This window comes from Paenibacillus sp. FSL H7-0735, assembly GCF_038008505.1.
GTDB lineage: Bacteria > Bacillota > Bacilli > Paenibacillales > Paenibacillaceae > Paenibacillus_AQ > Paenibacillus_AQ odorifer.
Map to the genome: position 1 here is coordinate 621651 of NZ_JBBOZH010000001.1, position 13061 is coordinate 634711.

At 46.4% G+C, this 13061-nt stretch carries 11 protein-coding genes; 9 read left to right on the top strand and 2 right to left on the bottom strand.

Annotation, left to right across the window (positions count from 1 at the left end; all coding sequences use genetic code 11):
• Positions 1–122: 122 nt before the first annotated feature.
• The 5 genes from NSS82_RS02775 to NSS82_RS02795 all read left to right on the top strand — a co-directional run bounded on the left by NSS82_RS02775 (position 123) and on the right by NSS82_RS02795 (position 4435).
• Entirely contained in the window at positions 123–326 is a 204-nt protein-coding gene (locus NSS82_RS02775) for a CsbD family protein (RefSeq protein WP_036682530.1), read from the top strand.
• 167 nt (positions 327–493) lie between these two features.
• Positions 494–1906 carry an ATP-binding protein gene (locus NSS82_RS02780; RefSeq protein WP_076223413.1) on the top strand — a complete coding sequence of 471 codons (1413 nt, stop codon included), beginning with the start codon at positions 494–496 and terminating at the stop codon, positions 1904–1906.
• A gap of 95 nt (positions 1907–2001) precedes the next feature.
• Complete coding sequence (locus tag NSS82_RS02785) at positions 2002–3276, top strand: MFS transporter (protein ID WP_051491245.1); 1275 nt, start codon at positions 2002–2004, stop codon at positions 3274–3276.
• 19 nt (positions 3277–3295) lie between these two features.
• Positions 3296–3961, top strand: coding sequence for an oxidoreductase (locus NSS82_RS02790; RefSeq protein ID WP_076103876.1), 666 nt, complete (start codon positions 3296–3298; stop codon positions 3959–3961).
• 93 nt (positions 3962–4054) lie between these two features.
• Positions 4055–4435 (top strand): RidA family protein, encoded by a 381-nt coding sequence (locus tag NSS82_RS02795; RefSeq protein ID WP_036682524.1) that lies wholly within the window; start codon positions 4055–4057, stop codon positions 4433–4435.
• Between the two features lie 93 nt (positions 4436–4528).
• Here the strand turns inward: NSS82_RS02795 and NSS82_RS02800 are convergent, their stop codons facing one another.
• Complete coding sequence (locus tag NSS82_RS02800; RefSeq protein ID WP_076146867.1) at positions 4529–5293, bottom strand: TspO/MBR family protein; 765 nt, start codon at positions 5291–5293, stop codon at positions 4529–4531.
• Positions 5294–5756: 463 nt separating this feature from the next.
• On the opposite strand from NSS82_RS02800, the gene NSS82_RS02805 reads away from it, so the two are divergent.
• The 3 genes from NSS82_RS02805 (at position 5757) to NSS82_RS02815 (ending at position 10958) form a co-directional block, all read left to right on the top strand.
• A complete protein-coding gene (locus NSS82_RS02805) occupies positions 5757–8843 on the top strand; it encodes a DEAD/DEAH box helicase (RefSeq protein WP_036682521.1) in 3087 nt (1028 codons plus the stop codon).
• 33 nt (positions 8844–8876) lie between these two features.
• Positions 8877–9668, top strand: a complete 792-nt coding sequence (locus NSS82_RS02810) for a hypothetical protein (RefSeq protein WP_076223409.1) — start codon at positions 8877–8879, stop codon at positions 9666–9668.
• A gap of 138 nt (positions 9669–9806) precedes the next feature.
• Positions 9807–10958 (top strand): WD40/YVTN/BNR-like repeat-containing protein, encoded by a 1152-nt coding sequence (locus NSS82_RS02815; protein ID WP_076101351.1) that lies wholly within the window; start codon positions 9807–9809, stop codon positions 10956–10958.
• Positions 10959–11320: 362 nt separating this feature from the next.
• Here the strand turns inward: NSS82_RS02815 and NSS82_RS02820 are convergent, their stop codons facing one another.
• The gene (locus tag NSS82_RS02820) at positions 11321–12010 is read right to left on the bottom strand and encodes a GTP pyrophosphokinase (RefSeq protein WP_051491247.1); all 690 of its coding nucleotides are present in this window, start codon (positions 12008–12010) and stop codon (positions 11321–11323) included.
• Between the two features lie 243 nt (positions 12011–12253).
• Here NSS82_RS02820 and NSS82_RS02825 point away from each other — a divergent pair, with 243 nt between their 5' ends.
• Positions 12254–13045 (top strand): zinc ribbon domain-containing protein, encoded by a 792-nt coding sequence (locus tag NSS82_RS02825; RefSeq protein WP_036682517.1) that lies wholly within the window; start codon positions 12254–12256, stop codon positions 13043–13045.
• The last annotated feature ends 16 nt before the right edge of the window (positions 13046–13061 follow it).

Genomic DNA, 13061 nt, shown 5'->3' on the forward strand with positions numbered 1-13061 from the left:
CGACTTAATTTGCGAATGTCTTGAAATGTGGAAAGATTCATAGCGAATGGGGAAGGGTAAGTAAAGGTAACACGGGATAACAATCCTACCCTAATTAATTCAGCTAAGGAGATGAGCTTATAATGGACAACAATGTATTTAAAGGAAAATGGAAACAGCTCAAAGGCGAGGCCAAGAAGCAATGGGGCAAGCTTACAGATGATGATCTTGACGTAATTGACGGTGAAAAGGATAAATTAGTAGGTAAACTACAAGAACGTTATGGACATACGAAAGAAGACGCGGAGAAAGAGTACCAAACCTGGGGACGTTCCTACCGCGATTAATTCATTACTAATGACGTTAATATAAAATTCCAGAAGAAGAGCGCAAATCGCATCTGATTTGCGCTCTTCTTCTGCGTCCATGGGCGTTAGTTATCGAATGGGGCTTTAGTATGGTAGTATTATGAGATGAAAGTTGTAATTTATTTTGCCGAGGTGGGAGTGAATCTATGGGTTATCTTAAAATATTTTTTGGAAATACCGCAATGCTAATAGCTGTAGCCTATTTGGCTAATCTTATATATAAAAACACCATTTCAAATGCAAGTGTAGGAATAAAGAAGGTAAGCTGGGTATTACTGGCCATTTTTGCCGGGTGGATTAGTACTCTTTTTGGATATAGGCTGGGTGAGCATGTGATTTTTGATTTACGTTTTGTGCCACTTATTATATCAACGCTGGCTTATCCGCATCCTTTCATTCTTGTTTTGATCGGTATAGGAACAGGTCTTACACGGTTAACTTTTGGAGTAAATGAGGCGGCGATGGCCGGAACCATTAATCTGTCCATTCTAGGATTTGTTTGTGCTGCGCTTAGCTACTGGGTCAGACGATCTAACTTATGTATGGTGAACAAAGGTTTGATCGTGATTCTAGTCATAAATGTAATGAACGCAATCAACATTATGGTGTTTGGTGTGATCCCCGCCCCAGAGTACATAAAAGAGATTATGCCGATTACTTTCCCTGCCGGATTGATTCTAAGTGTTCTATTCTCCTTAATTATCCGTGACTTTCAATTGGGTCTCTTGCGGAATGGACAGATTGAGCGTGCTAATGAACAGCTGTCTGCTCAGACGGATGAGCTGCATAAGAATAAGATCGAGCTTGAAGAGCGTGCCGATCAGTTAATGATGGCTTCGCAATTTAAATCCGAATTTCTGGCAAATATGTCTCATGAGCTTAGAACGCCACTGAATAGCATTATTAATTTGTCGCAATTAATTGAAGACAATGATAATTCTCTTACGGAAGCAGAAATGAGGGAGTATGCAGCTATTATCCGCCGTTCTGGTGAAGAATTATTGATGATTATTGGCGATATATTAGATCTGTCCAAAGTGGAAGCAGGTCGATTAGATATTATTAATGAAGATTTAAGTGTTAGTGAGATTCCAGAGATTCTGGCTATGCAGTTCGCTGTGACAGCGAAACAAAAAGAACTGGAATTTAATATTGATATGGAAAAAAATGTTCCACAAATGATTCATTCCGACCCGCAGCGGATTCAGCAAATCCTGCGCAATTTGCTTTCTAATGCTTTTAAATTTACAAAGTCTGGCCATGTCGCACTCCGTATTCGTCAAGAGGAACGTGGGGAAAGAGCTATTGTGAAGCATTGGATTGTATTTGAGGTAGAAGATAGCGGTATTGGTATTGCACCAGAGAAGCATGCCATGATCTTTGAAGCCTTCCAACAGGCGGATCGAACAATTAGTCGAAAATATGGCGGAACAGGATTAGGGCTTTCTATTAGTAATGATTTGGCCAGACTGCTCGGAGGTTTCATTACTTTAGAAAGTGAGGAAGGTAAAGGGAGCCGTTTTTCGCTTTATTTACCCCTCGAAATCATAGAAGAGTAAGCTCCAATATTATTTGTTAATTTGGCGTATTGACAGTAGATTGATGCGGAGTAGAATGAAGCAAATGCCGCATCAAAGGAGTGTTACCCCTCTCTATGAACAACATGGAAACTAAGCACACAGTTACTAGTTCAAAGCGTGTCCGTAAAACCTCAGTGCATCGCAGAAATTTGCGCATTGCTACCTGGGAAGGTGTGCCATCGACCATTTTCCAGGTACTGCTGCAAGGGCAGTTTCTAACAGGATTCCTACTATATTTAGGAGCCACTTCAAGTCAAATTGGATTTGTGCTAGCGCTTACCACCTTGGTTAATGTGATGCAGATCGGGGTAGCTTTTTTGATTCAGAAGCTGCCAAGCCGCAAATGGGCTATGGTTACTTTTATCGGCCTGCATAGGATACTTTGGAGTTCTACGGGGCTAATTCCGTTTATTTTTCCTAAAGAGTATTGGGTCATGGCTTTTATAGCCTTATATACTACTGCATTTATTGCCAATACGGCGGGTGGTGTGCTGTGGAGCTCTGTGATCAGCGATCTTGTTCCAGCACGTGTACGCGGACGTTATTTTGGGATTCGTAATACGTTCCTGAATGCACTCGGTAGTCTGGTAATGTATGGTGGGGGTATCGTTTTGGATCGTTATCCCGGGAGCCATGGCTTTCTGATTCTTTATATTGTTGTGTGGATCTTCGCGATCTCTAACGTCGTTGTATTCTTTTTTTATCCCGACGTGCCTTTCGAGAAATCGGAAGAACATAAATTTTTGCCGATGTTTAAGAAACCGCTTAAAGATACTTTATTTATGAAGTCTACTTTGTTTCTGGCCGCCTGGTTGCTGCTGCAGAATCTAACTGTTCCGCTATACTCGTATGTCATGTTGCAGTTACTTCATATAAATTATGAAACGTTATCACTACTTAATGTGTCCCAGACTCTTTTTATGATGGCCAGTTTCTACGTTTGGGGCAATCTAAATGCAAAATATAGCAATAAACGTCTGTTGTTCTTTACGTTGCCGATTATTGCCTTGTCCTCTTTAATGTGGGGACTCTTGTCTGTGTTGCCGATGCTGTTGGTGTTGTTTGCCGCTCATATTGTTTTTGGTGTAGGTGTAGGCGGTTTCAACCAGCTGGCGTTTAATTTTATTATTGGAGACACGCCGAAAAAAGAACGGCCTATGTATATGGCGACCTATGCGGCGCTTACGGGTTTATCATCCTTTTTTGGTCCGCTTATCGGGGGACAGTTGTATGAAAAAATTGCGCACTGGCCGCAATGGACCCAAGTATACGGTATGCAGTTGGTAGTGGGAACGCTTATGATCGCTCTTGCATTCCTGCTGGGCCGTCGTATTCTAAAGGACGAATAGAAGTAAAGGGGACTATTCCATGTTAAGGATTGCGTTGGTATTAGGAGCTACTGGATTAGTAGGGAAAGCGGTTACGGAGGAATTGCTGAATCATGAAGGTTGGGGTGAGGTGAGAGTGCTTGTACGGACTCCATTAGCTTTAGAACATCCCAAGCTTAAGCAAATCGTTGTGGATTGGGAGAACCTGGCGGAGTATAGCGATTCGTTCGAAGGCGTTCATTCCATCTTCTGTTGCCTCGGGACTACGATCAAGAAGGCAGGCTCACAAGAGCAGTTCGAACGTGTCGATCTGGATTATCCGCTTGCAGCTGCTGCTATTGCGAGAGATCACGGTGTTAAACAGTTCTTGGTTGTTTCATCCATGGGGGCAGATGCCAAATCGCGCAATTTCTACAGTCGGACTAAGGGTAGAGCAGAGGAAGCGTTAAGCAATATCGGTTTTCAAGGGCTGCATTTGTTTCGGCCTTCCTTGCTGCTGGGTCATCGTGAGGAATTCAGACTGGGAGAACGCGTCGCGGCTAGATTGATGAAAGCACTGGAGTTTGTAATGGTTGGCAAAGCGGCTAAATATCGTGCCATACCTGGTGTAACTGTGGCGAGAGCTATGGTTAACATTGCCTCTGCTGACACGCATGGTTTGCATATCTACACGAATGAAGTAATACATGTGATTGGAAAACGATAAGTTTTTCGGGCTGCTAATAAATTTGCATTACGGTGAGAACAGGACTTACAATGGACAATAAATGATCAGCGTTTAATGGAGAGGGGTAACAAGATGAGTAAAAAACAAGTAGCTACTACAAAAGCACCTGGAGCCATTGGTCCTTATAGTCAAGCCATTACCACCGGTAGTTGGGTATACACTTCAGGACAGCTGGGCCTTAATCCAGAGACAGGGAATTTGGCTGAAGGCGTTCAGGAACAAGCTCGTCAAGCACTTAGCAATGTACAAGCTATTCTTGAGGAGGCTGGTGCATCACTGGATCATGTAGTGAAGACCACTGTATTCCTAAAGGATATGAATGATTTTGCAGCAGTTAATGAGGTTTACAGCACCTTCTTTAAAGAACCTTATCCTGCCCGCAGTGCCATTGAGGTTGCCCGTCTGCCAAAAGATGGCCTTGTTGAGATCGAAGCGGTAGCGCGTAAAAAATAAATATGATTTCGCACTTCTAAATTAATCTACAAAAAAGGCAGGCTCAGAAGGATCACCTTCTGAGCCTGCCTTTTAATAATATCAAAAGGACAATCAGTATCTGCTGTATCTTCTGCGGGGGGTGAGCAATAGCCAAATGCTGTAGAGCAGCAGAAGACCTGCCGTTATTGTGCCCGTCACAAAGACTGCATTAGCCTCTCTATGTTCCAGGGCAATCGCGATGAAAGCCCATACGAAGACCAGAGGATAGATGCTGTCTCGGTTAGGATAGCTGACTAACACCGCAAGCAGTGTCCCCACGCAGAGCATGATCACAGCCCAGGTTATCCCGCTAAGTCCAAATCCATCCCAATGATTTTTCTCTAGAACAACGCTAACATTCACGATAGTAGCCACAGAGATCCAGCCAAGGTATATACTAAAGGGTAGCTTGATCAACCATTTCTCACCTGAAGTAGGATTTGCGATCTGGCGCGATTTGCGATAGATAACAATGATTGAAATTAACATTAACACCATGGCAATCAATGAAAGCTCGATGTATAGATACTGCCAGAGGAAAAGCCAGCTCATATTAAAAACACAGCTCAGGATAAACCAGAACGAAATAACTCGTACAGAATCCCTAGAGCTTGTATAGGAGCGGAATTGATAAATAACGAAACCGGCTAACAATAAATAAATCAGCGACCAAATGGAGAAGGCATAGCCAGCAGGAGTCATGTAAGTCTTATATTTGTCAGAGATCTCTCCTGTACTGTTTCCGCCCAAAGGCAAGGTTACCGCCAGCACATTTACGATAATTACACCCACAAAGAATACGAGGTTCCACCATTTATAAGGATTATAACGTCTCAAATAATTCACTCCCTAGCTTTTTTAATAGGGTGTTGCTTATTTAGAATATACCCCTTTTTGGCACAATTAAGACTATAAAAAGAAAAGAAGTGACTAGTGAGTCATAACATTCTTGGATAGCAGGGCAGTAGTGCGGGGTATTTTAAATGAATCAAATTACTGGGTGTTTCTATATCCTTCAACTTTATTTCATAAAAATCTACAGAAAATATGCAGAAATGTTTTTAAATCAGCGCTTTTTCGTATAAGATGAAGAGATGAAGATTCAAGAAAATATAAGTTTTGTCCTAGTTCTTTATCCTTATATTTACCGCAGGAGCGCATCCCCTCTCTAAAAGAGGAAGAGGCGGCTTCTACTTGTATAGCTTCAAAATTTATTTCTCGCGGAAAAGGTTGCAGTTACCCTTCCTGATGGTGGGGGGCTGGTTCTTTTTTTGCTTGCTTAAAAGACAGGAGATCACCGATGACTAAGCATCTGTATGCAATATGGTTAGGGGACGTTTTATTTTGCTTCTCTGGCGAAACTTCGGAGCCGAAGGTTGACGCTTGGACTCGCGTAGTGAAGCGGATGGAGCTACAGGGAGGAGTGCGTCCTTTTGCAACTGCTGCTCTGCGTCTGGCAGAAGTGAAATATCCGGCTCCCCCTGTAGAGGGGAAGCCAGCCCGGCGCGGATTGCCCGGACGAACGTTCGAAGGGCTCGCCTTGGTTCCTAGCGATGCATTTCAACTGCTTCTGGCATGGGATGAGACGTTATGCCGAGATCAGGGAGTGGAGCCAGGCGGCGAACTGCGTTACTGGGCAGCAGCGGCACGTTTTGCGCTGGAGCTGATGGGTACAGGCGGGATTACGCCGGGAGCCTTGCCACCACGCCCCGTGGGCTCACGTCGCCGCGGCGGAGAACAGGCGGCGACAGTCTGCTGGTCGCCAGCTTTCCGAAAGCAGGAGGACAAAGAGATCTTTTTGCAGCTGGCAGCATCCATGCCTGTTCTTGCACTAGGAACGCATATCGCAGAGGCAGGGGATCTATCCTCTCGCGATGAGGCTGGAGCTTATGTGCTTTACTCCTTTATGCAGGCTGTAATGACTGCTGAGATAAAAAAGGTAATTGCGGGCATTGAAAGTGAGTTAACCCCTTATAAAGCAAATTATCGCCGGGGTTATTCTCCTTTAACTGAACTGTGGTGGAATAGCCTTCTCACTGGAAGCCGAGATATACCCGTGCAAGGAACTCCAGCAGAGGTGACGGACCTTTTGGTCACTGTGAACGAGACCGCTGGTAGCGATGTGCCACATTCAGAGCCAGAGGAAGCGCGGAGCGGGCAGCTGGGTCTTGGGCTACGGCTGGAGCCGCCAGAAGACAATAATGAAGTCTGGCGGTTAACCTTCTGGGCGGAGAATAAGGAAGAAGGGGAATTCTGGTTTCCCGCCAAATCGATCTGGAGCAGTAAGGAACGAGAGTTTACGTTATGGGGGAAACGCTATCGCAATATCCAGCAGCAGCTGCTTATAGCGCTGGGCCGGGCTGCGAAGATATCGCCGGATATCCAGCGCGCTCTTGCTAAGCCTGCGCCTACGGGGGCAGATTTGGAACCAGAACGTCTTTATTTCTTTTTGAAGGAGACGGTGCAGCAGCTGCGCGATCGGGGAATAACGGTGCAGATGCCTTCGCGCTGGAGCCGTGAAGGACGCCGCCGCATTGGCATGAAGATGAAAATGCAGCCAGGCGTGAACGGGGGCGATAGTCCTGCGCCCGCGGCTCTGGGTATGGAAGAGCTGATCTCGTTCCGTATTGAGGCCTCGCTTGGAGAAAGTGCGATTAGTGAGGAAGAACTAAACGCATTAGTAGAGGCTGGCGTACCTTTTGTACGTTTCCGCGGGGAATGGATCGAGATAGATCCTAAAGAAATCCGCCAGGTTCTTAGATATATGAAACGCCATGAAAACGGAGAAATGACTGCCGCGGATTGGATGCGCCTAGAAGCCGAGGATGGTGAAGATCGGCTCTGGAAAGGAATGTCCGTCACTGGGATGGAGACATCCGGGCTGTTGGCATCGCTTATGCGCGGAGATGTATTACGTAATCTTCCGGTGCGTCCCGTACCTGAAGGTCTGCATGGAACTTTAAGACCTTATCAAGAGCGGGGTTATCAGTGGCTGGCCGAGCTCAGTGGTCTGGGTTTTGGGGTATGTCTCGCCGATGATATGGGTCTAGGTAAAACGGTGCAGGTTATCACCTGCCTGCTGGACCGGGCGTTAAGTGCTCCCCCTGAAGAGAAGCAGGAGCCTGTGCTGATTCTCTGCCCAACTTCGCTTCTTGGCAACTGGCAGCGGGAGCTGCAGCGCTTTGCTCCTTCGCTTAATGTACACATACATCATGGTGGACGCCGTGTTCGGGGAGATAGCTTCTTAGAACTGGCAACCAGTCATGATATCGTACTGACGACCTATCACTTGGCAGGGCGTGACAGCGAGGATTTAGCTAATGTTCAGTGGTCAACAGTGGTGCTGGATGAAGCTCAATATATTAAAAATCACCGTACGAAGCAGGCGCAGAGTGTGATGAAGTTATCAGCGCCGCATCGCATAGCTATGACGGGTACTCCGGTAGAGAACAGACTTGGCGAGTTATGGTCTATTTTCCACTTTTTAAACCCGGGCTATTTAGGAACCTATCATTCCTTCCGGCAGCGTTATGTGTCTGGGGAGGGTGGGGAGCGTCTGCGGGAGCTGCATCGCTTGGTATCACCCTTCCTGTTGCGGCGTCTGAAGAGTGATCCGGATATTTCTAAGGATTTACCGGAGAAGCTGGAGTTGAAGTCTTATTGCCCGCTGACCGAGACCCAAGCTGCCCTGTATCAGGGTGTTGTGGATGAAATGCTCGGCGTGATCGGGGAGAGCAGTGGTATGGCTCGCCGTGGACTGGTGTTATCCTCTCTGACGAAGCTGAAGCAGATTTGCGATCATCCTCAGCTATTCCGGAAAGAAGAAGGTCGCAGTCCGCGTAATGAACATTCCGGTAAAATGGAGGTTATGTTCGAGGTGTTGGACAGTATTGCTGAAGTTGGCGAATCTGTGTTGATCTTTACGCAATACGTAGCGATGGGTGAGCTGCTGGTGAGCAAGCTTACTAAGCGTTATGGTACATCGCCATTGTTCCTTCACGGAGGGATTCCAAAACGAGAGCGTGACGAGATGGTGCATGATTTTCAAGAGGGCAAGGGTCCATCCTTCTTCGTGTTATCTCTTAAAGCGGGCGGAGTAGGTTTGAACTTAACCCGGGCCAATCATGTTATTCATTACGATCGCTGGTGGAATCCGGCAGTGGAGAATCAGGCGACAGACCGGGCTTTCCGAATTGGACAGGATAAGAATGTTCAAGTTCATAAGCTGATTTGCCAAGGAACGCTGGAGGAACGTATTGACGAATTAATTGAGCGGAAGAAAAGCCTTTCGGAGCAGGTTGTTGGTTCTGGTGAAACATGGTTGACCGAGATGTCTAATCATGAACTGAAGGAGCTTATTGAACTGCAGGATCAGGATTGGATGTAAGGAAAGATATGAGCAATACGGAGGGATCAAACAATGAGTGAACTGTTAGAGATGCGGCTGGAAGTTGTGCCTGGATTAGTAAAAGCAGCATGGACGACTTCGCCCGGGAAAGTGACGGGAGGGTCACGGGCAAAGGGTGAATGGAATGTCGGTACTTCTGCTGTTCCTCAGGGACAAAGACCGGAGCGACCTCTCTCTCTGAAGGTTCCAGTATGGCATGCTGCCCGTAGAAAAGAAATATTGCGGCGTCTGGCGCTAAGTCCGGATGAGGTATTTGCATTGTTGCAGGGGAGATTAACGGGTGGGCTGGCGGAACTGGATCTTCTGCCTACAGATACAGAGCTGGAGCAGGCCCTCTTTGAGGGTGAAGGGTTAGAGGATCAGGCGGAGACTCTGCAGCTTATAAAAGAACGACTTGCTGAAGAACCGCTGCTGGCGCTTTCTCTGAGAGGATTTACTAAGGGAGAACTCCTGGATGGAATATTTGCCCTTTGGGCTGAAAGTGATATAGCCGCCGATGATTCTGAGACAGAGGCAGCCCCCGTTAGTGAGCTTGCAACGGAATTAGCACGGCTAGAGCGCAAGGGCCCCGCAATTTCCTCTGGAGAATGGCTTGCAGAAGCGGCTGCTGAAGGTTCGCTTCACCAGCCGGGACCGCAGTTCCATGAGATTACGGCTAGGCCATTTCCTTCATCGCCGGTAGTAGCAGCGGTAACGGAAGACTGGGGAGCTTTGCTCCCTCAGACACCTAAGGCGCTAGAAGGCCTAACTTTGATTATGAATCGAGTAGCAGAAGCTGCTGCCCGTCGAGCAAGTAAGGCGTAATTAAACAGCAGTGGAGTGTAAAGAAGTCGCATCCTATCTGAGGAGGCGGCTTCTTTGTGTAAAGCTTCTGTAACCTTTTACTATTAAACTCTGTCTATGATTATAGAATAGAAGGAAATGGAAAAAGGAGGATTTCATTTGAGACTATATGCCGTTTTTGCCCCGATAATCATTGCCGGGTTATTTCTGCAATCCTGCATGGTAAACGATAAGCTTGGTTTAGATTCGAGTATGGGGACAAATACCGCTGAGCTGAAGACGGATATGAATTCTTTGCAGGGGTATCCTGCTAAATTTAGCATGAATGACATAAAGCATGGGTGGGGAATAGACGAGACTGGATTATGGACTACGAACGATGGAGGGAGTAGTTGGTACCATCCGGACAGCAATATCGTTCCTATTCCACAAGAAACAGGCATCTTTGCCGCAGCAAGCTTTTTCCTGAATGCCACAAATGGCTGGATTATAAGTAGTCATGGTATGGGTCAACCTGTCCTGATCTATCATACCTCTGATCAGGGCCAGACCTGGAAGGAGACAAAACTTCCCGTCACGGAGGATTGGGAGCAAGGATACAGTGGCGGATTTATTCATTTTATCGATGTGAATAACGGGTATGTGCTGCTGGATTCAGAACCTGGTCTCGGGATGATGGAGAAATCCTTGTATCGCACGACAGATGGCGGGAACAGCTGGAAGCGAATCGGAAATCTAACGGGGAGTATTAAAGCCTATCCAACAGGGATGACCTTTCAGGATTCCCGGAATGGCTGGATCACCTCCAGCAACCATGGGCAAGAATACATTTTAACGTTCAGAACTTCGGATGGCGGGAAGAGCTGGAAGCCGGAACAATTAAAGAAGCCGGCTGCTATGGCAGCATTTACTTACAGTAATAGTTATCCACCTAAATTCTCAGGCAAAGACAATATGAAAGGCATCCTGCCGCTGGAGATTGTTGACGATGGGATTCGAAGTATGGTGTTTTACACAAGTGATAACGGAGGTAGGACATGGAAGCCGGGCCCTCAATTGCTCGGTACTGAGGCGGTGAGAACAACATGGCTGAACGCTCGGGAAGGTTGGGCCTTGCAGGAGGGTGGTAAACTGGTGGCGACTGTCAACGGGGGTGTAAGCTGGAGGATAATTGCTACTTCGCAGCTATTCACAAAGGCAGAGAATATTCAGTTTGTTACGCCGAAAAACGGTTGGCTGGCGGGTCCTGAATTTCTACAGACCACTACAGATGGTGGCGTTACATGGAAGCCTTTGGTTGGCAAGCCTTGAGGCTGAATACAGCGGAATGCCGGATGTAATGATTAGCCGTTGAGGCTTAGGGACCCAGGGGGCGTTATTCACACATTTACCGCCTATCCAGCATGTTTTCGGACTCCAGTGCAGCTATTTCATATAAAAGGGCACAAATCTGGTGTTTTTTATGTCCATAGCGACTTTGGGGTCCGTTATTATGCAAAATGGAGGATTATTCTGTGAATAAGATCGGCTGTGTCCGATAACACCTTGCTTCGGCGGCGAAGGGTATCGATCAAACGGCCTAATCGATTAAAAAGAAGGGGGTGTCCCAGCAGCCATTGTCATGGCTTATGAGACATCCCCTTAATTTTTGAGAAATGTAGAAATATGAAAGCTTAAACCTGCCCGCCGGCAGGGGATTCCCCTTCTGCAAGTTCCAGAATCTCACGGCGCAGGCGCAACATTTTTTGATCCAGTTCATCGGCGGCGCGTGCGGCATCCTTCAATTCCTCAGCAACATGCGAAGGGAGCTGTTTATCGAATTTATAATACAGAATATGTTCCATACTTGCCCAGAAGTCCATGGCTAGGGTTCGCAGCTGTATTTCTGCTTTGACCCAGCGTGTTCCTTCCAGCAGGACGAGCGGAATGGCGACGATAAGATGCAGGCTTTGATACCCATTCGGCTTGGGATGGGCTATATAATCTTTGATCTCCAATACGCGAATGTCTTCGCGTGTGCTGAGGTGATCAACCAGACGGTAAATATCTTTAACAAAAGCACATACAATCCGCATACCTGCAATATCGTGAATGTGCTGCTCCATATTTTCCAAGTTGAACTCGAAACCTTTGCGCTCCATCTTTTGCAGGATGCTCTTGGGTTCTTTAATTCGGCATTTAACATGTTCGATGGGACTGAAGCCGTCACGGACCTGCCATTCCGTTTTGATCACATCGATTTTATTCTCAAGATCATTTAGTGCATGGCGATAGAGTGCTGGCAGAGACTTAAACTCATTGATAAGATTTGTGAAATCCTCGTTATCCTGCCAATGTTGCAGATCCTTAACGTGTACCTGCATCTGTTTTAGCGTAAGCTGTGTGCTGTCATGTTCTTCCACTGAAACTCTCCCAATTTCGTTATTTGTGATTAATTCTATTTTAACCGATGTAGAACCCCTGACGCAAAATAACGTCTGAAATCAGTGAAAATAAGAATTTATAGGAACATTCTCCGCTAAATCGCGTATTAAAGCACATTAATGAATCTGTTCGATACATTTGGTATGATAGAATCACGTATCGCTGGAGAGGGAGGAACTGTAATGAGTTTTATGAAACGAATCAAAGATAGTGCGAGCCGGGTTACTGAAAAAGCACAAAGCTCTGTTGAGATTGGCAAGCTGAACGGGCTTATTTCCGATATTGAACGTGAGATGGAAGTGGAATTCACGAAAATGGGCAGGCTTTTTTATGAAGGGTATCGCACTAAGGATATGTCGGTAGCTGAAGGCAAAATGGTAGAGCTGGCACGGACCTGTTCCAAACTTCAGGAAAAAATCGAAGTCCAACGCGCAAGGATTGCTGAACTGAAAAATGAACGGTTATGTTCTTGCGGCAATGTTGTGGCGCTCGATGCAAACTTTTGTCCAAAGTGTGGAAGTAAGCTGGAGGAGCTAACCACTTCAAGAAAGATTCCTTCACCGCCCGTATTCGTCAAAACTGTGGATGAGGACGAAGAGGATGAGGATCAATACTATGGTGCAGATGAGCTAACGGATGAAGAGAAGGAGATTGCAATGAAGCTCCATCCGCAAAGTATGGTGTATTCTGAGATCCTGCCTTCAGAGGATGATGAGCTGCCATTGGAGGAATATGCGGCGAACGAACATGACATTGAACGGGATCGCAGACATGCTGATCAGCTGGAACGGGAAAGACAAAGACAGCTTGAGCTGGATCGTCGCATCCGCGATTGGAATGCGAATGAACATCAGGAGGAGTCCGCAGTCACCCAGGACAGTGGTGTACGTGATATGATTAAGTGTCAAATCTGTCGGAATGAATTGCCAAAGGGCTCCTTATGGTGCCCGCGTTGTGGATCGGAGCAAATATAGTACAGATATCAGTCAG